Source organism: Streptomyces sp. NBC_00887 (genome assembly GCF_045207585.1).
On record NZ_CP108788.1, the window covers coordinates 977988 to 999111 of the forward strand.

A 21124-nucleotide genomic window follows, 5' to 3' on the forward strand; every position below is an offset into this window, starting at 1 on the left:
TTGCGGGCGCCGCTTCCGACGCGGCCACCGCTCAGTCGGACGAGCCGCGCCGGCCGCCGGGCCTCGGAGCGGCCGCGGCGTCGCGGATGCTGTCGTGTGCCGCCGCAGCGACCGCTTCGGCGGTGATCCCGAATTCCCGGTACAGCCGTGCGTAGTCGGCGGACGCGCCGTAGTGCTCGAGGCTCACGATCCGCCCGGCGTCGCCGACCACCTCGCGCCAGCCCTGGCCGACGGCGGCCTCGACACTGACCCGGGCGCGCACGGTGGGCGGCAGGACCTCGTCCTGGTACTCCGGCGACTGCTCGGCGAACCATTCGCGGCAGGGCATCGAGACCACACGTACGGCCAGGCCCTCGCCCGTCAGGAGGGCGCGCGCGTCGAGGGCGATGTGGACCTCGGATCCCGTCGCCACGAGGATGACGTCGGGAACCACTCCGGACGCGTCGGCGAGGACGTAGGCGCCGCGTGCCGCCCCCTCGGCCGGGGCGTTCGCCAGGTTCCCGCGGTCGAGCACCGGGAGGTTCTGCCGGGTCAGGACGAGACCGGCGGGCCGGTCGGTGTGCTCCAGGACCGTCCGCCAGCAGACCACCGTCTCGTTCGCGTCGCCCGGGCGTACGACGTCGAGCCCGGGGATCGCCCGCAGTGCGGCGAGGTGTTCGACGGGCTGGTGCGTCGGACCGTCCTCGCCCAGACCGATCGAGTCGTGCGTCCACACATAGGTGACGGGCAGCTTCATCAACGCGGCCAGGCGGACAGCGGGGCGCATGTAGTCGCTGAACGTCAGGAACGTACCGCCGTAGGGGCGGGTCAGGCTCTGCAGGGCGATGCCGTTGAGGGCGGCTCCCATGGCGTGTTCACGGATGCCGAAGTGCAGGGTCCTCCCGTAGGGACCGCCCTTGAACTCCGCGGTCTGCCGGTCCGCCGGAACGAAGGAGGGCTCGTCCTCCATCGTGGTGTTGTTGCTCCCGGCCAGGTCCGCGGAGCCGCCCCACAGTTCGGGCAGCACGGGAGCCAGGGCACCGAGCACCTTGCCGGACGCCTTGCGGGTGGCCATGCCCTTCGCGTCGGCCGGAAACGCGGGCAGTGCCTCGGTCCAGCCTTCCGGGAGCCGCTGCTCCCGGAGGCGGTCCAGAAGCGCGGCCCGCTCCGGGTTCGCGGCTCGCCAGCTCTCGTACCCCGGCTGCCACTGAGCCCGCGCCGCCCGGCCCCGCTCACCGACCGCGCGGGTGTGGACGAGGACCTCGTCCTCGATGGCGAAGGACACCTCGGGGTCGAAGCCCAGGAGCTTCTTCGTGCCGGCGACCTCCTCGTCGCCCAGGGCCGACCCGTGCGCCTTGCCGCTGTTCCTCTTCGTCGGGGCGGGCCATCCGATGATGGTGCGCAGCATGATCAACGACGGGCGGGTCCGGTCCTCCTTGGCCGCTTCGATCGCGGCGAGCAGCGCGTCGACGTCCTCGACGTAGTCGCCCGTGCGGGTCCAGTCGACCGTCTGCACGTGCCAGCCGTAGGCGGCGAAGCGGGCGGGGACGTCCTCGCTGAAGGAGATGTCGGTGTCGTCCTCGATGGAGATGTGGTTCGAGTCGTAGAACACCACCAGGCTGCCGAGCCGCTGGTGGCCGGCGAGCGACGCGGCCTCGGAGGCCACGCCCTCCATCATGTCGCCGTCGGAAGCCACCACGTACACCTGGTGGTCGAAGGGGCTGGCGCCCGGCGCGGCGTCCGGGTCGAGGAGCCCCCGCTCCCGGCGGGCCGCCATCGCCATGCCGACCGCAGCGCCCATGCCCTGGCCCAGCGGGCCGGTGGTGACTTCGACACCGCGGGTGTGCCGGTACTCCGGATGCCCGGGCGTCGCCGAATCCCAGGTCCGCAGCGCCTCCAGATCCTCCATCTCCAGGCCGTAGCCCGCGAGATAGAGCTGGATGTACAGGGTGAGGCTGGTGTGACCGCAGGAGAGTACGAAGCGGTCCCTGCCCAGCCATTGGTCATCGGCCGGATCGTGCCGCATGACCTGCTGGAACAGCAGATAGGCGAGCGGCGCCAGGCTCATCGCCGTGCCCGGGTGGCCGTTGCCGGTCTTCTGTACGGCGTCGGCGGCCAGCACCCGGACGGTGTCCACCGCCCGCACGTCCACCGGACCCCAGCCGGCCCGGTCCGCCACCGGCAGCGCGAGGCCGGGGTCGCGCGGTGCGGTGCTGCCGGAAGAGGATCGCTCGGGCGCCATGGTGGTGTCTCCCTCGGGATGTCGCTTACCGGCCCGTACGGGCCCGGCCCTGTGGCTCGGTCCCTCTTGGCATCCTCGGTTCCCTGGGCGCCCTTCGCATCCCGGGGCGGGAGCGGTGGAGCGGATCGGGCGATGCTTCGGGGAAGCCGGCCGGGACGACGCGTACCCGTTCCTGCCCGAGACACGCTCGGCACCTGTCACTTCCGGCCTCGTTCCCGGCTCTCCCGGCGCGGTCCGCGCGGGACCGTGCCGATTCTCGCCGTGCCCGGCTCAGTCCGCGGCGCGGAAGCCCCGCAGGCGCAGGCTGTTGCCGACGACGAAGACGGAGGAGAAGGCCATGGCCGCTCCGGCGATCATCGGGTTGAGCAGTCCGGCGGCGGCGAGCGGCAGGGCGGCCACGTTGTAGGCGAAGGCCCAGAACAGGTTCGAGCGGATGGTGCCGAGCGTCCTGCGGGAGAGCCGGATCGCGTCGGCTGCGGCCCGCAGGTCTCCCCGTACGAGGGTCAGATCGCCGGCCTCGATGGCGGCGTCGGTACCGGTGCCCATCGCGATCCCGAGATCGGCCTGGGCGAGTGCGGCAGCGTCGTTGACGCCGTCACCGACCATCGCCACGCTGCGGCCCTCCGCCTGGAGCCTCTTGACGACGGCCACCTTGTCCTCGGGCATGACCTCGGCGATGACGTCGCCGATGCCGACCTCGGCGGCCACGGATTCGGCGACGGCCTTGTTGTCGCCGGTCAGCAGCACCGGGGTCAGGCCCAGTCCGCGCAGCCGCCTGATCGCCTCGGGGCTGGTCTCCCTGACCACGTCGGCCACCTCCAGGACCGCACGCGCCTCGCCGTCCCAGGCGACGAGCACGGCGGTCCTCCCTGCCTTCTCGGCGTCGTCCTTGGCCCTCCTGAGCTGCTCGGGCAGGTCGATGGCCCACTCGATGAGCAGCTTCTCCCGGCCTGCGAGAACGGCGTGGCCCTCGACGACGCCCTGCACGCCGAGGCCGGGGACGCCGGCGAAGTCCTCGGGGGTGGGCAGGGCACCGGCCTTCGCGACTGCCCCGGTGGCGATCGCTCGGGCGATCGGGTGCTCGGAGGCGTGCTCCAGGGCGCCCGCGAGACGCAGGACCTCCTTCTCGTCCGTGTCCCCGACGGTGCGCACGCCGACCAGGGTCATCAGCCCGGTGGTGACGGTGCCGGTCTTGTCCAGGACGATGGTGTCCACCCTGCGGGTGCTCTCCAGTACCTCCGGGCCCTTGATGAGGATGCCGAGCTGGGCGCCACGGCCGGTACCGACCATGAGGGCGGTCGGGGTGGCCAGGCCGAGTGCGCAGGGGCAGGCGATGATCAGGACGGCGACGGCGGCGGTGAACGCGGCCGTGAGGCCGGTGCCGTTGCCGAGCCAGAAGCCGAGCGTGGCGAGCGCGAGCCCGATGACGACCGGCACGAACACCGCGGAGATCCTGTCGGCGAGGCGCTGGGCGGCGGCCTTGCCGTTCTGCGCGTCCTCGACGAGCGCTGCCATGCGGGCGAGCTGGGTGTCGGCACCGATCCGGGTGGCCTCGACGACCAGCCGGCCCCCGGCGTTCAGCGTCGCCCCGGTGACGGTGTCGCCGACGGACACCTCGACGGGTACGGACTCCCCCGTGAGCATCGACGCGTCCACGGCGGAGGACCCCTCGACGACGGTGCCGTCGGTGGCGATCTTCTCCCCGGGACGGACCAGGAAGCGGTCGCCCACCCGCAGATCCGCGGTGGGCACGGTGACTTCGAGTCCGCCGCGCAGGAGGGTCACCTCCTTGGCGCCGAGCTCCAGGAGTGCCTTGAGAGCGGCACCCGCCTTGCGCTTGGAGCGGGCCTCGAAGTACCGGCCGGCCAGGATGAAGGCCGTGACACCCGCCGCGGCCTCCAGATAGATGTTCCCCGCGCCGTCGGTGCGGGCGATCGTGAACTCGAAGGGGTGCGTCATGCCCGGTGTGCCGGCCGTTCCGAGGAAGAGCGCCCACAGTGACCACAGGAAGGCGGCGCCGGTACCGACGGAGATCAGGGTGTCCATCGTGGCCGCCCCGTGCCGGGCGTTGGTGAGGGCGGCGCGGTGGAAGGGCCAGGCCGCGTACGTGACGACGGGCGCGGCAAGGGTGAGCGAGAGCCACTGCCAGTACTCGATCTGCAGGGCGGGGATCATCGCCATCGCGACGACGGGTACGGCGAGGACGACCGCGATGACCAGGCGCTGACGCAACGGCCTCAGCTCGTTGTCGGCACGCTCGTCGTCGCTCATGCCGCTCGCGGCGTCCTCGTCGTTGCCGGTCCGGGGCCGGGTGGGTACCTGGGCGGAGTAGCCGGTCGCCTCTACGGTGGCGATCAGTTCCTCGACCGAGATGTCGTCGCCATGGGTGACCTTCGCCTTCTCGGTGGCGTAGTTGACGGTGGCCTCGACCCCGTCCATGCGGTTCAGCTTCTTCTCTATGCGGGCCGCGCACGAGGCGCAGGTCATACCGCTGATGGCGAGCTCTACCCGGGCGGCGCCCGGCGTCCTGGTGGTCATGTGGCTGCTCCTACGTTCGGCGGGGGGCCCGGGCCGGAAGTACGGGTCGACGGAGGCCGGGGTGCGAGGGCTCCCCCTTGAGATCCTGATACCCCCATGGGGTACCTTGAAGATCTCCAGGTATACCCCCCTCCCGTATCTTGCGCAAGCCGGCGCGGGGCCTTGCGTATACCCCTAGGGGTATAGCCTGATGACGGTGGGCACCGCCCCGGAGCCCGCCCGGACGACAAGGAGCAGCCATGAACACCGCCGGGAGGATCACGTCCTTCACCGCAGCACTCGCTGTGTCCTTCGGCGCCGCCTACGGCCTCGGCAACACCGTCGGCCCTCTGGGCGGCACCGAACCGGCCCCGCAGGCCGACCACATGAACAGCACGGCGTCGGAGGGAAGTGGCGACGGCAGCGACCCTGCGCCATCACCGCCCGGAGGGCTCCAGATCTCCGAAGGCGGCTACACCCTCGACCTCTTCACCCCGCGCCTGAAGGCGGCACAGGAGGGCGAACTGCGTTTCGCCGTACGCGACCGGCCCGGTCGGCCGGTCACGGCGTACCAGCGCGAGCACGACAAGGAACTCCACCTCATCCTCGCCTCACGTGACCTGGCCACCTATCGGCACCTGCACCCCACCCGGGCCGCCGACGGCACCTGGAGCACCCCCGTCACCCTCCCTGCCGCCGGTGACTACCGGGTCTTCGCGGACTTCACCCCCGGCGCGAGGAACGCCCCCGACCTCACTCTCGGCGCCGACCTCGCCGTGTCCGGCGCCTACAAGCCCGCCGAGCTCCCCAAGCCGTCCCGCACCGCCACGGTCGACGGCTACACCGTGACCCTGAACGGGACGCTTCGGCCCGGCGCCGCGGAAGACCTCAGGCTCGACGTCAGCAGGGGCGGCCGCCCGGTCACCGACCTCCAGCGCCACCTCGCCGCCTACGGACACCTCGTCGCCCTGCGCGCCGGTGACCTCGCCCACCTGCACGTCCACCCGACCGGGGAGCCCGGTGACGGCAGCACCGAGACCGGTCCGGAGGTCTCGTTCACCGCGACGGCGCCCAGTTCCGGGACCTACCGCCTCTTCCTGGACTTCAAGCACAACGGCACGGTCCGCACCGCGGCCTTCACGGTCCGGGCCGGAGCGGCGCCGTTCACCCCCCGGCCCGCCGAGCCCACGACGGAGCACGAGGACGGCGGCCACACGCACTGAACCAGGGTCATTTCGGAGGCGGTGCCACGGGCTCGGGTCAAGTGGTGCGCACTCAGCGGGGCGTGCTGATGCCCGCGCACGGCGCGGCGGCCCGGACCGCGGCCTGACCGGGGTGGGTCAGTCCCAGCGGTCCTGGTTGATGAAGTGGCCGAAGCCCCGCCAGGAGTTGGGTCCCATGGCCCCGTCGATGGGTCCGGTGTAGCCGTTGGCGGCGGCCAGTCGTTGGACCGCGGCCCAGGAGTTGGGTCCCATCACGCCGTCGATGGGTCCGGTGTAGCCCCAGTTGCGCATGTTCCTCTGGAGCGCGGCGTATGTGTTGGTCCCGGGGACACCGTCGATCGGGCCGGTGTAACCGGACTCGATCCGCAGCCAGTTCTGCGTCCGCTTCCACATGATCGGACCCGGAATACCGTCCTGCTCGGTCGTCGACTTCGGCAGCGCGTCCCCTCCGGGCGGCGGGTCGGTGGGCTCCGTGAGGTCGAAGGCCCAGGAGCGGGCGAGGTTGAGGTCGACGGGAGAGACTCCGCCCGCGGATCCGACCGACGTGTACTGGTGGGCGGCCCAGGCGGGGTAGCGGCCGCCGAGGTCCGGTGCGCCGGGATAGGTGCCGTTGTCGGACCCCCAGGATGCCGCCCACAGGTGAGCGCCGGCGGCGACGGTGCGGCTCCAGGTACCGGCCCGCAGCGCACCGGCGCTGATGTAGAACCAGGGCACGTAGGCGCCGACCCGTTCCCGTACGCGGTTGAACCAGGCGGACACATCCGTGTCGTTCCACAGCCGGGTGGAGTCGTCGAGCACCTCGACGTCCAGCGCGAGCACGTCACCGACGCGGTAGTCGTGGAGGTGGTCCACGAAGTAGTCGGCGGCGGCGGTGGGAGTGAGGAAGTCCCCCGACAGCCAGTAGTGGCCCACGCGCAGACCTGCGGCGCGGGCGCCGTCCACATGGCCGGCGTAGGAGGACGTGACGTAGGGGCCCTCGGCGAGCTGGCACCCTCCGGCCTTGGCGATGAGGAAGCTACGGCCTTCCCCGACGGCGCGGGCGTAGTCGATGCCGCGCTGGTAGTTCGAGACGTCCACGCCCTGCACGTCGGCAGCGGGAGCCGGCCCGGTGGTGGCCGCGGCGCGGGCGGCCGTGACGATGCCGGCCGGGGCCAGGGCCGTCGCGACGGCGCCACGGATCAAGGTTCTCCTGCGCATGCTTCCTCCGGTGGGGGCGGGGCTCACAGCGGCAAACGTGACATGTTCTTATCAATATCTATGCGCGTAGGCTACCGTGGTGCCGCGTTCCTCCGCCAGCTCAAGTCGCCGTATTAACAAGGGAGTTGCTGTGTGCGAGAACCATCGGCCTGACGACGGCCGGCAGGATCGGCCACGGCTCGAGATGAGCCGCCGCACCCTGCTGCGCGGCTCGGTCACCACGCTCGGCCTGGCCGCCGGCGGCGTACTGTTCTCGGGAACCGCCGCCCACGCCCTGGACATCTACAACCCGTTCAGCGGCTACCGGATGACGGGTACCTGGCAGGATCACCTCAACAGTGGCTCCCTGGGCGGGCTCGACTACGGGATGGGCGTCGGAACTGCGCTGCCCGCCGCCGGCGCCGGCGTCGTCACCAACATCCCGAACAACGGCACGGGTGGACACACGGTGACCATCACCCACAGCGACGGGTACCGGACGCAGTACATGCACCTGTCGCAGTTCCTGCTGGCCAACGGCACCTCGGTCGGCAAGGGCGCCATCGTCGGACGGTCCGGGGGTGCCGTCGGTGCCCCCGGCTCCGGGAGCTCAACCGGACCGCACGTCCACTGGCATCTGATCACCCCGGGCGGCACCCGGGTCAACCCGCTCAATTACCTGGGCGGGGGCGGCGGGCTGCCGAAGTCGACGACCGAGCAGGACGGTATTCCGGGTCCGATCATGTGGAAGCGGACGCAGAACTGGCTGCGGATCGAGTCCGGTTACACCGGCCCGATCGACGGTGTCCCCGGGACCAACACATACGCCGCGCTCCAGAGGAACATGCGCAACTGGGGCTACACCGGACCCATCGACGGCGTGATGGGACCCAACTCCTGGGCCGCGGTCCAACGACTGGCCGCCGCCAACGGCTACACCGGACCCATCGACGGGGCCATGGGACCCAACTCCTGGCGGGGCTTCGGCCACTTCATCAACCAGGACCGCTGGGACTGACCCACCCCCTTCGGCGCACAAGGAAATCCCCGGTCCGCAATTGCGGATCGGGGATTTTCTCACGTATATTGAATTCTTCTGTGTGCCCACAGAAAAGGCCCCGCACAGGGGGCCTACCAGAAACACAGTATCCGGCAGGGAGCCATTTTGTCAAATCGGGAAAGCGTCGAATTGGAGAAGGAGCAGGAATACGTCGACCGGCTCCATCACCGTGTCGACGTGCTGCGCGGGGCCGCCTCGGACGCCGTCGAGGAGGCGCTGACGCCGGTCGGGACCGGCCTGCAGGCGCGCCTCGAACGCGATGTCCGCGTCGCGGAACGCTCGGGTCTGGTGGCTGCCCTCGACGCGGTGGACGGTTCGCTGTGTTTCGGGCGCATCGATCTCGCGAACGGCGACACGCACCACATCGGCCGGATCGGGATCCGCGAGGACGACACCGAACACACTCCCCTGCTGATCGACTGGCGTGCGCCGGTCGCCCGCCCCTTCTATCTCGCCACCGGGCACACACCGATGGGGCTGCGCCGGCGTCGGCACCTCACCACCGAGGGCCGCGTCGTCACCGAACTGCACGACGAGGTCCTCGACCTCGGGGACCGGGAGCGCACCGGCTTCGAGGACCCGAGCGGCGATGCCGTGCTGCTCGCGGCCGTGGACTCCGCCCGCACCGGCCGCATGGGCGACATCGTGCGGACCATCCAGGCGGAGCAGGACCGGATCATCCGCGCCCCGCACCGCGGTGTACTCGTCGTCGAGGGTGGCCCGGGCACGGGCAAGACCGCTGTCGCGCTGCACCGGGCGGCCTTCCTCCTGTACGAGCACCGCGAGCTGCTCGCCAAGCGTGCCGTCCTGATCGTGGGCCCCAACCCCGCCTTCCTGCGCTACATCGGCGAGGTGCTGCCCGCGCTCGGCGAGACGGGTGTCCTGCTCTCCACGCAGGCCGAACTCTTCCCGGGCGTCCACGCACGCGGCACCGACGCCCCGCGCGCCGCCGCCGTCAAGGGCGGCGAACCGATGGCCGAGGCGCTCGCCCTCGCCGTACGCGACCGGCAGCAGCTGCCCGAGCCCGGCGCCCCGCTGATCATCCGGAACGACGACGGGGACCTCGTCCTCGACTGGGAGATCGCCTACGAGGCCCGGCAGGGGGCCCGCGACACCCGCCTCCCGCACAACCTCGCCCGCCCGTACTTCGCCTTCCGGATCATCGACGCCCTCACCGCGCAGCTCGGCGAGCGCCTCGGTGCGGACCCGTACGGCGGCCCCAACTTCCTCGGCCCGGACGACTTCGCCCAGTTGGGCAAGAGCGTCGCCGTCAGTGAGGAGGTGCACGCCGCCATCGACGCGCTGTGGCCCGAGCTCACCCCGGAGGAGTTCCTGACGGACTATCTGGCCGAGCCCGTGTACGTGCCGGACGAGGACGCCGACGCCATCCGTCGAGCGCCGGGCGACGGGGAGTGGACCCCCGCCGACGTCCCGCTGCTCGACGAGGCCGCCGAACTGCTCGGGGCGGACGACAGCGCCGATCGGGCCGCCGCCGAGGCAGGGCGCCAGGAGCGGATCGCGTACGCGCAGGCCGTCCTGGAGATGTCGCGGGGCTCGGAGACGTACGAGTTCGAGGACGAGGAGGAGTCCGAGATCCTCGCCGCCCACGACATCATCGACGCCGAACGCATGGCGGAGCGGCAGGAGGAGGCCGACCACCGCAGCGCGGCCGAACGCGCCGCCGCCGACCGGACCTGGGCGTTCGGGCACATCATCGTCGACGAGGCGCAGGAGCTGTCGCCCATGGCGTGGCGGCTGCTGATGCGCCGTTCGCCGACACGCTCGCTGACCCTTGTCGGCGACCCGGCGCAGACCTCCGAGGAGGCCGGGGTCGGCTCGTGGGACACGATCCTCCAGCCGTACGTCGGTGACCGCTACGAACACGTCAGGCTGGGCGTGAACTACCGTACGCCTGCCGAGATCATGGAGCTCGCCGCCCGTGTCGTACGGGCCGTGGACCCGTCGTTCGAGCCTCCCGGCTCCGTGCGGTCCACCGGTGAGGCGCCCTGGACGCGCGACGCCGGCGAGGATCTGGCGGGCGCGGTGGCGCTCGCGGTCGCTGAGCTGATGCCCGAGGAGGGACGACTCGCGGTGATCGCGCCTGCGGCGCTCCACGAGGAGGTCGCTGCCCGGCTGGACGGTGTGACGGCCGGTGAGGAGCCCGATCTCACCCGCACGGTGGTGCTGCTCGACCCGCGCCAGGCCAAGGGGCTCGAATTCGACCATGTACTGGTCGTGGAGCCCGCCAGGTACGGGACCAGCGACCTGTACGTGGCACTGACCCGCGCCACGCAGCGCCTGGGCATCGTCCACCGTGAAGAGCTGCCGGCTTCGCTGACGACGCCGCCGCCGGGCAGTGCCCCGGCAGCCGCGGGCACTAACGGGTAATGGGTATGGGCGGGTAATGAGGGCTTCCTACCGTGGCGCGGCATCATGGTCCGGCGTACGGAGGGAATGCGGTGACTCCGTCAGCGGTGGAGATCGTCACCATCAGGGTGCTCGGCGGCTTCCGGGTGGACCGCGCCGGTGAGACGGCCCCGGCCGCGCGGTGGTCACGGCCCGGTGCGCGCCGGTTGCTCAAGGCCCTGGCACGGGCGGACGGCGGGCGGATGCACCGCTCGAGGAGCGGGCCGGGGCGGACCAGGACGGAGGCGCTCTGCGTGCCCGGGCCGTCGACGGGCGCGGGCAGGATCGCCAGTTCGCGGTCGACGATCACCATCTCTATTGGAAGCCTGGGTGCTGATCGTGCTTCCTCCCCCGCGTCGACGTACCGGCCGATCCGGCCCGGACCGCCGGGGCTCTCCAGTGCCCGGCGGTCGTAGACCGTCCGGTAGCGCACCCCTGCCGAAAGCTGTTCCATTTCACGGTCGTTGGCGAGCAGGTCGAGGCCGGCGGCGCGGGACACGTACGGCGGGATGCCGAAGACGAGGACCTCCTTGCGCGCGTTGCTCCGGAGCTGGTCGAACCGCTGGGCGACCGTTGCGCCGGGGATGAACTCCACCGGCACGGAGTCGGTCCTCTGCTGCTCCGCGGTCGTTCGGTACGCGGCGGCGAGCCGGCCCATGGCCGCGCGGGCCACGTGCAACTCCTGCATCGCGCAGCAGGACTTCGCCCGCGATGTCCGGCGGGGAGACGATCACCCGGGGCCCCTCACCTTCCGTCCTGGTCAGCAGGCCCCGCGCCGCCAGACCGGTCGGCTACACCTCGATCCGCTCGGGCGGCAGTCCTGTCAGCGCGGGCAACCGGTCGACACGGCAGGGCCCCTGCCGTACGAGCTCTGCATAGATCCGGGTCTCCTCATCGGTCAGTCCCAGCGCTTCGGACATCACAATCCCTCCCTGTTCCGGCACGGTCGGCTTCAGGCTCCCGGTCTGCGCGGGTGGGCGAAACCAGCAGGAACGGGAGGCCCCGCCCGCTGTAACACCCCAGTAACGGCGGCCGTGTACACAGCAGCCGTACAGGTGCCATTTGATCGTTGGGGTGTGCGCATGCCAGTACCGGCCGAACTCTCACGCGCCCCGATGCTGTCCCTGCACCTCCTCGGGGGGTTCGCGGCGGTCCGCGACGACGGCGTGGCGATCCCCCGCCGGTGGCGGCGCAGCACCGCGCAGACCCTGGTGAAGCTGCTGGCGGTGGCTCCTGGTCTGCGCCGCCACCGCGAGGAGGTCATGGATCTGCTGTGGCCGGACGCCCCGATGGACACGGCGGTGCGGAATCTTCGCGTCACCCTGCATGCCGCCCGCCACGCGTTGCAGCCCGAGCTGGCACCGCGGGTTCCTTCCTCCTATCTGATCGCGGAGGGCGATCTGCTGTTCCTGGCGCCGGACCGGGTGCGGGTCGACGCCGACGGGGCCGAGGAGGCCGGGCGCGCCGCGCTCGCTTCGGGGGACGCCGACGTGATCGGAGAGGCACTGCAGGTCCTGGACCGCGAGCTGTTGCCGGAGGACCGGTACGCGGACTGGGCCGGGGAGCGCCGTCGCCGCATCGAGGTGCTGCGCGAGCGGCTCGTACCGGCTCTGGCCGAGCGGCTGTTGGCCGACGGTCGCACCGAGGCGGCGATCGGTGTGCTGCGGGACGCGGTCGACCGCTCGCCCGCCGACGAGCCGTTGAACCTGCTGCTGGCCCGCACGTGGTGCGACATGGGCAGGCCGCGGCAGGCCATCCGCCAGTACCACGCCTGCCGTGAGGCGCTCGACGATGAGCTCGGGGTGCGTCCCGGTGCCGCGCTGGAGGCGTTGCACCGTACCGCCCTGTCCGCACTGGATGCTCTCGGCACGGCGCCGGTCGCCCGGACCGCGCCGGAGCCCACGCCCTTGCCACCCGCGATCCGACGTCCCGAACGGCTCCCGCTGTTCGGCCGCGAGCGCCCTCTGGCGCTGCTCGCCGAGCACGCCTCGGCGTCGGCGGGCGACACCCCGCTCGTCGTGGTGCGCGGTGAGGCGGGGATCGGGAAGACCAGGCTGGTCGCGGAGGCGGCGCGCTGCGCGGCGGCGCAGGGTGTGTGCGTGCTCTGGGGCACGAGCCACGAGGCGGAGGGGCAGACACCGTACGGGGTGTTCGCCGACGCGCTCGACGGTCACCTCGCCGGCTGCAGCGCCGAGGAGCGTTCCCGGGTCAGCGCCGAGCACAGCGGCCTCGCCGCCCTGCTGCCCTCCCTGGGCGGCGGGCCGCCGGCCGCCGCCAGCCCGGAGGAGGAGCGCGCCCGGCTGTTCCGGGCCGTCGCCGGTGTCCTCACCGACCTTGCGGCCACCCGGCCGGTCCTCGTCGTCCTCGACGATGTGCACGCCGCCGATCCGGGTTCGCTGAGCCTGCTGCATCACCTGGTGCGGACCGCGCAGGCCAGACGATGGAGGTTCATCGCCACCTGCCGCGACGACACCCTCGATCCGGACGACGTGCGGCGGCAGGTGCTCGACGGCATCCTGCGGCAGCGGATGGCGATGGAGGTCGACCTGCTGCGTCTGAGCCGTGCCGACTGCGCGGGACTCGCCGCCGCGGCAGCCGGCCGCGGCGGGCCGGCTGAGGACCGCCGTACCGCCTCACGCATCTTCCGGCTGTCGCTCGGGAACCCGCTGTTCACCCTGGAACTCACCACCAGTGCGGAATCGGACCTGGAACGCATGGGACCCCGCCACCGCACCACCGCCGAACCGGCCGCGGACGCCGTCCCGGACAGCATCCGGCGCCTGGTCGGCGGACGGCTGGCCCGGCTCCCCGGGGACGCCCGGCGCACCCTCGTGGCCCTGTCCGTGGCGGGCGGCACCGCGGTCTCGCTCGCCGAGCTCCAGGCCGTCACCTCCGCCGGGCTGCATCCGCCGCTGGACGGGGCGGAGGTCGTGGCGGCGCTCGATGCGGCAGCCGGTTCCGGCATTGTCGAGGAGCGCGATGTGGTCCTCGGCGGCCGTCAGGTCCTCGGCTACGCGTTCCGACACCCGCTGGTACGACTGGCGTGTGCCGAACAGCTCAGCAGGGCCGCGCGACGTCGCCTCCATCAGGCGTATGCCGACACCGTGCTCGGGCTGCGTCCCGATGCCGTCGACACCCTCGCCTTCCACATGTCGGTGGCGGACGACTCACGAGCACCTGTCTTCCTCAGGGCCGCCGCCGACCGGGCCGCCGCCCTGTACGCCAACGACAGTGCAAGCGACTACTACCGCGAACTGGTGGCCCAACTCGACGCCACGGACAGCGTCGCGGCCGCCGAGGCGCGGCTCGCCTGGGGGAATGTGCTCCGCCGCGCGGCACGGTATCCGGAGGCCGAGGAGGTACTGCGGTGTGCGCTCCGCGATCTGGCGTCGGCCGCCGAACACGCCGGGGCGCTCCGTGCCGCGGTGTCCCTGGCCGAGGTGCTCGGACGTGCCGGGCGCCCGCTCGAAGGTCTCGCGGTGCTCCGTGAGGCGCCCTCGCCGAAGCGGTCCACGGTTGCCGACCGGGTCGGTCTTCATCTCGCCGAGGGCGCGCTCAGCTTCTACGCCGGGCGGCCCGACGGGACGATGGCCGCGCTGCGCCGGGCGGAGCTGGAGGCGGCCCGGCTGCCCGAGGACGACCGCGATCCGCTGCTGTCCCGCCTGTTCACGATCCGTGCCGCTTCGCTGCTCACCTCCGGGCAGGTACGCGAGAGCCGCGGGGCGGCCGAGGCGGCACTGCTGACCGGCGAGCGGACCGGTGATGCGGCGCTGATCTCCAGCGCACTCTCCGTCGTGGGTGAACTGGCCCGCGAGGAGGGCCGGACGGAGGCCGCACGGGACTGCGCACGGCGCGCGGTGTCGGTCGCCCGGCGTACCGGGGACCCTACGGTGCTCGCCTTCGACCAGAGCAATCTGGCGGGCGCCGAACTACTGGTGGGCGATCACCGGCGGGCGACGGCACTGGCGAACGCGGCGGTCCGGCTGGCCCGTTCACTCGGTTCCTCGTGGGTGCTGCCCTACGCGCTGGTGGGGCTCGCCGAGGTCGAGCTGCGCTGCGGGCGGCTGGCGGAGGCGGACGAGGCGCTGCGCGAGTGTGCCGACACGGGGGCGCTGGCGCGTGACCCTCAGATACTGGAGGGGATGCGGCGGCTGGCGCAGGAGCTCGTCGCCGCCAGGGCCGCACAGGCGGACGGATCGCAACCGTCACGGCCGAGGGAGCGCATGGGTATTCCGGCCCCAGGAAGGTGAGTCGGCGCTCCCCCGGCCGGCGCGCTCGGACAGCGCGCCGGCCGGGGGCCGGGTCGTGCCCGGTCCGAGGACCGGATCTACCTCCGGGTGGACGCCGGACCGGCGCTGCCGTTGATGACGAACTGCGATCCTGGTTCGACCACGACGTCACCGTCGGCCGAGCCGGTGATGGTCACACCGGTCAGGGTCGCACTGCCCCGCGCACCTCCGTGGGCGAGGATTCCGGACCCGTTGACGGAATTGTCGATGCGGACGTTCGAGATCTGCGCTCCGGGCACGGACCCGCCGCCCGACTTGAACTGGATGCCGTCGTAGGTCGAGTCATGGATGTCGGTGTCCCGGATCGTGACGCCGGGAATGTCCTGACCGGCCGCGAACAGGGTGATGGCACCGAACTCCTGGGCCTCGCCCCAGAACGCACCGCCCGTGCGGTGGAGCGCGTTGTTGGCGATGAGTGTCTGCCCGGAGAAAGGCAGCGGATCATGGTCCGTCGCCAGCATGATGCCCGGGTAGTTCATCGTGTCGGCGATGATGTTGTTCTCGATCGTGTTGCCGTAACCGCCGTATACCGCAATGCCGTTGGCCCTCCAGGGCAACTGGATGGTGTTGTTGCGGAAGTGGTTGTCATGGCCGATGTCCACCGACGGATTCTTGACGTACTTGCTCGACCACACGGCCAGTGCGTCGTCGCCGGTGTTCCTGAACGAGGAGTTGAACACGGTCGAATTGCGCGTGCCGTTCGCGAAGTTGATGCCGTCCGCGTACGTGTTGCGAATCCGCATGCCGGTGAACTCGACGCCGTCGCCCGGTCCCCAGAGGTCCGGGATGTTGTCGTAGTCACGGCCGACCCACACGCCCACGTTCGCGTGCTCCAGCCACACGTTGGTGATCTTGGTGCCATCGCCGAAGCGTCCGTTCAGACCCACTCCGCCCTCGGCGTTGCCGTCTCCGCCCCGGATGGTGCCGGAACCGAAGATCGCCAGGTCCGAGATCTTGGTGTTGTCGTCGATGTCGAAGCCGAAGTTCCCCTCGTGCGGGTGGTTGATGCCGCCCGCGTTCTGGGGCTGGGTGAGGGTGTACAGCTGGGAGTGCCACATGCCCGCGCCGCGGATGGTGACGTCCTTGATGCCGACCTGGTTGAACTGGCCCCGGTTCAGCGGGTCGTCGGTCAGGATCTTCTGCTCCTGCCGCCACTGGCCCTGCGGGATCCACACGCAGCCGATGTCACCGTTCTGATCGGCCGTCACTGCCCGCTGGATGGCGTCCGTGTCGTCGATTCCGTCGTTCGGGACGGCACCGTAGGTGGTGATCGACGTGCATCCGGCCGGCTGGGCGGCGGGCGGCGCCACCTGCTCCAGATCGACGAGGTCGATGATGTAGAAGGAGGCCGAGTCGCCCGCGTCGCGCTGGAGACGGAACTTCGTGCCGGCGGGGTAGGTCTGGCCGAGCAGGGCGTTGGACTCGTCGAACAGCCTGCGGGCGTCGGCCTGCGGCTGGTTGGACAGGCCTTCGGGACTGTCCGTGTCACCGTAGAGCCAGCTGTGCTTGGAGGAGAGTGTCAGCTTGCGGGCGAAGGTGTCGTTGACGTACAGGCTGATCGTGGCTTCCGTCCCGCCGCCACCGGAGGCGTCGGGGATCGAGTTGCGGACCACGAGGGAGTTGGACGGTACGGTCGAGGTGACCTCGACGTACTGGCCGGTGGAGTTCAGCCGCACGGATTCGCGGCCCGAGGATTCGGTGGCGAAGTTGGTGTGCCCGAAGGTGCGCTCCTGGTCGGCCTTCAGCAACGTGCCCTCGTAGTCGGCCTGTTCCGCCTCGTACTCGGTGTACGGGACCGCAGCCCCCCGGCCGACCACGATGGCGCGGGAGAAGACGTTGTTGTTCTCGTTGGTCTCGGTGAGGACTCCGGTCGCGTCCGCGGTGGCGGTCAGGTTGGCCCCGCCGCTCTTCGCGGTCCAGCTCCCGCTGATGGGCACGCTGACCGTACCTCCGGCGGGAACGGCCCCGGTCGCGCCGTTCAGTGTGGTGCTCTCCGCCAGGAGACGAGTGACCGTCGAGGAACTCACCGCCGTGGTACCGCGATTGTGTACGGAGACGGTGAAGGTGACGGCGGCGCCCACCGCGGGATTCGACGGGCTGGAGGTGATGCCCAGCACCTCCAGGTCGGGTCCGGGGCTCTGGGAGACCACGAGCTTCGACGCGGCGGTGCGGCTGTTGTTGCTGTTGTCCTGCTCGACGATCGTGTCGGTCGGGTCAACGACGGCCGAGACGCTGTAGGCGCCCATCGGGCGCTTGCCGACGGCGACCGGCACGGTGGCCGATGCTCCGGCGGCGAGACCGCCCACGGACGCGCTGCCGGCGACCAGGCCTTCGAGGCTGACGTCGACCGTCGTCGCGGCGGACGCCGCCGTACCCGTGTTGCGCACCGTGGCGTTCACGGTGACGTCGTCCTTCTCCGACGGCGTGGCGGGCGACCATGCCAGCTCGGAGACGGTCAGGTCGGGGTTGGGGGCGGCGGTCCCGACGACCTGGATCTCTGCTGCCTGCGCACCGGGCGCACCGGTGTTGGAGAAGAACTTGAGCTGTACGTCCGCGTACCGGCCGCTGACCGGGATGGTCACCGTGTTCTGGTTGCCGGAGGGGTTGAAGGAGTAGTCGGCGCGGTCCTTCAACGAGGCGAATATTGTGGCGTCCTGGGCGCGGCCGAGCACCTGGACGCTCTGCGTACGGGTCGCCCACGCCTGGTCCGGGGAGAGCTTGACGACGACGGCCTCGATGTCGGCGTCGGCGCCGAGCTTCACCGTCAGCGTCGAGGGGTATCCGTTCGACTCCCAGTACGTGGAGAGTTTGTCGTCATTGGCGTTCGCCGCCACATAGGTCTGTGTGACCGACGAAGCCTCGATCGGCTTGTTCAGTGCCAGGTTGGAGCCGTCCGGGGACGGTGGGCCGGGATCCTCCCCGCCGTCCCCGGAGACCTCCACCTGGGAGAGCTGCGCGGCGTTCCAGCCGGTGTTGGCGGTCACGTGCACCCGGATGAACCGTGCCTGCTTCGCGGGGAAGCCGATGGTGACGGTGTTGCCCGCCGAAGGGCTGAACACCCGGGCGGCCGACGCGGACAGGGTACTGAAGCCACTCCCGTCCGTGCTGCCCTGGACGGCGAGCGTCTGCGTCCGCGCCTCCCACGTCGTCGGCAGTTTCAGCACCACCTGGTCGACGTCGAACCGGTTGCCGAGGTCGATCTGGACCCACTGCGGGAAGGTGCCCGGGCTCTCCCAGTACGTCTGCTGACTGCCGTCGGTGACGTTCGACGCCGCGTAGCCACCGTGCGACCCGCTGGTCGTCGCCTGTTTACCGAGAGCCAGGTCGGGGCTCCGGACGGCCGCCGATGCGGCGACGGGCAGGAGCCCGACGGTCATCAGCGCGGCTGCCACCGCTCCGACGGCGAACCGCCGTCCGAGTTGCTTCCATCTCATGCTGTCCTCAGTTCCGTGGGCTGCGGGACCGGGAGGGCACAGCGGCGCGTCACCGACAGCGCGACGCGTTCTGCGTCACGCGGTCGGTGACGGCCGGGTACGGGCTGCCGGTACACCGATGGGGGGACGATCGGGGACGCCGGCAGGGGGAAGGCAGGCCACCCGCCGGAAACTCGCGTGCATTGCCTAGGATTTTGAGTGATCCGGTCAATATTTTGCGGTGCCGAGGTGACAGGTTTCTAGCAGGTCACACTTTTGTCAACGGTCCTCACACCGGCACCACCCTCACGCCCGCCAACTGCGCAGCTCAGCGCCACCAACCGGATCGCAAAGGATCAGGAGTGACCAGCGAAGCCCTCTCCGACGCACCACGGCCTTCGCCGTTCCTTGGCGGCGCAACCGCCAGTTGCCGGTCAGCACAGTCCGGTCGGAGGCGACGTGGCGCAGGTCCGCAGCTTCAACGCCGCCGGCACCGGGGCCGCGGGCAGTGCAATGTGTACGCTCCGGTGCGGGGGGGCCGAGCCGACACAGGACGAGTCCGGCCGGGACCGCGTGGGTCGCCGACGAGGGGACCAGGGCGATCCCCGGTCCGGCGGCGGCACTCCGCGATCCTGATGACCTTCCTGGGCTTGAAGCCCGCCCGTGCCCACGCGCCAGCGAGCATGGCGGGGCTGTCCGAGGGCGCGTCCTGGAGCCAGACCTCGTCGCACAGATAGCGCAGCTCGACGGTCCCGGCTCCCGCCAGGGAATGGCCGTGGTGGAGCGACGAGCAACTCGTCCCCGGGAGAGCCGTCGTCGTGACACCCCCGGCCGGCGGAAGACCGGACGGAGTTCACTGACCACGGCGAGATCGAGATCCCTCTCCGTGAGCTGCCGCATCAGGGTGCCGCTCCGCCCCTCGACCGCGGTGACCTCCACGTCCGGCCCGTCCCGCTTGAACTCGCGCAGGGCCGCGCGCACCAGGGAGATGGTGGCGGTGGCGAACGCACCGATGCGCAGGATTCCGCCGCGGCCCGCGTGCAGCGCGGCGCGTTCGTGTTCCGCCCTGGACCCGGAACAAGCCTTCGGACCGAGCCACCACGGCCTGGCTGCGCCCGTTCTCCCGGAGGCATTCCCTCGACCTTGACGGTGGCGCATCGTCAGGTCCTCCCCCTCCGGCTCCCAGGCGCGGAGCAGGTCGATGAGACCTGCGTCTCCGTCGATCCGCAGGGAGTCCGCCGGGATGCGGTCGTACATGAACAGGACCAGCTCACCGGCCGTGCCGCGGCCGGAGACTCCGGCCGCTTCCTGACCCTCGTCGGCAGCGGTGGCGGGCGGCGTTCCGGGGACGGGGAGACGCGTGGAGCGTGCGCCGTCGCCGTCGGCCGTCAGGCGCCAGGAGTGGCCCTCGGTGGCGTGGAAGCCGAAGGCAGTGGGCTTGTGCGGCCAGGCGCCGGGAGTTGCGCAGCAGGTGGACAGGAATTCGTCGACACCCTCGAGTGCCACCTCGTCCGGCAGCGGCTGCGGGTCACCCGCGGTGACCTGCGCGTCGTAGGTGTGCACCGCGATCTCCTGGAGCTGGTGCCGGGCGACGGCGCCGCAGGTCCTCGGCGACTGCGCCGTGCCCCACCACGTCCAGCAACCACGGTCCGGGCCGGCCTCCCGCAGTTCGTCCAGGAGCTCCTGCGTCGATGCGGCCAGCCAGGCCGGCAGGGCCTCGCGCTCCCGAGGTGGGACCGGGCCTTCCCTGCGGACTTCATCAAGGCGGCAGGGCCTGCCGCGACGGTGGCGGCCCAGGAGCGACACCCCTCGCCCAGGTGCCGCACCAGGTCGAACAGCGTCCACCCGGGGCAGGTCGGCACCTGCACGTCGAGGCTGGGCGCGGAAGCGACGGCGGCGCGGAAGGCCGGCCGTTCGTCGATCAGCCGCAGCAGACCGGGGGACTCCAGATTCTTCCCCACTCCGGATGCCTGACACTGCGCTCCGGCAACCGGACAGCGATTTCCGCTGACAACACGCCTGCCGTGGAACGCCGTTGCACTCCCGGACCCGAGGTCCAGCCTTCGTGGGCCTGGTGGTCCCGGCGGCCCCGTACCGGCTGCTGGCGCGCCGCGAGGCGCCGCAGGCAACGGATGGGCCCCGCGAGTCCTGCCCGCTCCGCAGCAGGCCTGAACTGATGAGATCGAGCCCCGCCCGGCAGTCCCTGGCCTGGGCTTCGTCGTGCCCGTCTAGAGGGGTTCCTGCTGCTCCGGCGTACCCCCGGGCATCGTGATGTGTGTCAGCACCTCGGCCGTGGTGGGTAGTGCGGGTATCAGGTCGCCGACACCCGTGACGCCCAGCAGCCTCGTCAGGTGGGGCGGTGCGGCGGCCAACGACAGGGACCCGTGCCGGTCCTTCGCGTACCGGAGGATGGCGATCATCGCGTTGAGACCGGAGGAATCGCAGAACTCCACGGGCGCCAGGTCCAGGACCAGGTGTGGCCTGCCCTGCCTGATCAGCTCCATGGCCCGGGTCCGCAAGGCCGGCGCACTGTCCACATCGATCTCTCCGGCAACCGTGAGGACGGCGATCGAGTCCGCCGGATACCTGACAGTGAGGATGAGGGTCTGGCTGTGCGTCATGGGTGTCAGTACTCCAGGCCGGGAGCGGGTCGCCGTCACGGCGGGAGCGGCGTGGCCCGCTCGAAGATCACGCATCAGATGTCGACTGCCGAACCGTACCCCATGACAACTGTTGTCGTACGGAAACCCATCGAGCCTCCGTCGCGACCCGGGGAACCTGTGGCGGACGGGGGTAGGATATTCGGGGCCGTGCATGTG

12 protein-coding genes and 2 pseudogenes are annotated in these 21124 nt (G+C 71.2%); 4 read left to right on the forward strand and 10 right to left on the reverse strand.

The features are described 5' to 3' along the window. Positions 1-31: 31 nt before the first annotated feature. Together tkt and OG844_RS04480 are read right to left on the reverse strand one after the other, a co-directional pair. Positions 32-2221, reverse strand: coding sequence for a transketolase (gene tkt / locus OG844_RS04475; RefSeq protein WP_406388230.1), 2190 nt, complete (start codon positions 2219-2221; stop codon positions 32-34). 270 nt (positions 2222-2491) lie between these two features. Further along, positions 2492-4759 (reverse strand): heavy metal translocating P-type ATPase, encoded by a 2268-nt coding sequence (locus OG844_RS04480; protein WP_406388231.1) that lies wholly within the window; start codon positions 4757-4759, stop codon positions 2492-2494. Positions 4760-4998: 239 nt separating this feature from the next. Between OG844_RS04480 and OG844_RS04485 the strand changes: the two genes are divergently transcribed. Further along, positions 4999-5961: a hypothetical protein gene (locus tag OG844_RS04485; protein WP_406388233.1), complete on the forward strand. Its 963-nt coding sequence runs from the start codon at positions 4999-5001 to the stop codon at positions 5959-5961. A 117-nt stretch (positions 5962-6078) separates the two neighbouring features. Here OG844_RS04485 and OG844_RS04490 read toward each other — a convergent pair whose 3' ends face one another. Beyond that, positions 6079-7158, reverse strand: a complete 1080-nt coding sequence (locus tag OG844_RS04490) for a GH25 family lysozyme (protein ID WP_406388234.1) — start codon at positions 7156-7158, stop codon at positions 6079-6081. A 184-nt stretch (positions 7159-7342) separates the two neighbouring features. On the opposite strand from OG844_RS04490, the gene OG844_RS04495 reads away from it, so the two are divergent. Further along, the gene (locus tag OG844_RS04495) at positions 7343-8155 is read left to right on the forward strand and encodes a peptidoglycan DD-metalloendopeptidase family protein (protein WP_406388236.1); all 813 of its coding nucleotides are present in this window, start codon (positions 7343-7345) and stop codon (positions 8153-8155) included. Positions 8156-8326: 171 nt separating this feature from the next. Then, complete coding sequence (locus OG844_RS04500; RefSeq protein WP_406388238.1) at positions 8327-10585, forward strand: HelD family protein; 2259 nt, start codon at positions 8327-8329, stop codon at positions 10583-10585. A 43-nt stretch (positions 10586-10628) separates the two neighbouring features. Here OG844_RS04500 and OG844_RS04505 read toward each other — a convergent pair whose 3' ends face one another. Further along, on the reverse strand, positions 10629-11276 hold the full coding sequence (locus tag OG844_RS04505) for a hypothetical protein (RefSeq protein ID WP_406388239.1): 648 nt from the start codon (positions 11274-11276) through the stop codon (positions 10629-10631). 118 nt (positions 11277-11394) lie between these two features. Further along, positions 11395-11523 carry a hypothetical protein gene (locus OG844_RS04510; RefSeq protein WP_406388241.1) on the reverse strand — a complete coding sequence of 43 codons (129 nt, stop codon included), beginning with the start codon at positions 11521-11523 and terminating at the stop codon, positions 11395-11397. 162 nt (positions 11524-11685) lie between these two features. Between OG844_RS04510 and OG844_RS04515 the strand changes: the two genes are divergently transcribed. After that, entirely contained in the window at positions 11686-14853 is a 3168-nt protein-coding gene (locus OG844_RS04515; protein WP_406388242.1) for an ATP-binding protein, read from the forward strand. A gap of 77 nt (positions 14854-14930) precedes the next feature. On the opposite strand, the gene OG844_RS04520 is transcribed toward OG844_RS04515, so the two are convergent. From OG844_RS04520 to OG844_RS04540, 5 genes and pseudogenes are all read right to left on the reverse strand, one after another. Continuing rightward, positions 14931-18326: a CARDB domain-containing protein gene (locus OG844_RS04520; protein WP_406388244.1), complete on the reverse strand. Its 3396-nt coding sequence runs from the start codon at positions 18324-18326 to the stop codon at positions 14931-14933. 285 nt (positions 18327-18611) lie between these two features. Beyond that, positions 18612-19562, reverse strand: coding sequence for a LysR substrate-binding domain-containing protein (locus OG844_RS04525; RefSeq protein ID WP_406396002.1), 951 nt, complete (start codon positions 19560-19562; stop codon positions 18612-18614). 3 nt (positions 19563-19565) lie between these two features. Next, positions 19566-20024, reverse strand: a pseudogene (locus OG844_RS04530) (maleylpyruvate isomerase N-terminal domain-containing protein); the annotation flags it as partial. After that, positions 19952-20266 (reverse strand): annotated as a pseudogene (locus OG844_RS04535) (maleylpyruvate isomerase N-terminal domain-containing protein); the annotation flags it as partial. The pseudogenes OG844_RS04535 and OG844_RS04530, both read right to left, overlap by 73 nt. 267 nt (positions 20267-20533) lie before the next feature. Next, complete coding sequence (locus tag OG844_RS04540; protein WP_406388245.1) at positions 20534-20926, reverse strand: STAS domain-containing protein; 393 nt, start codon at positions 20924-20926, stop codon at positions 20534-20536. Between the last annotated feature and the right edge of the window lie 198 nt (positions 20927-21124).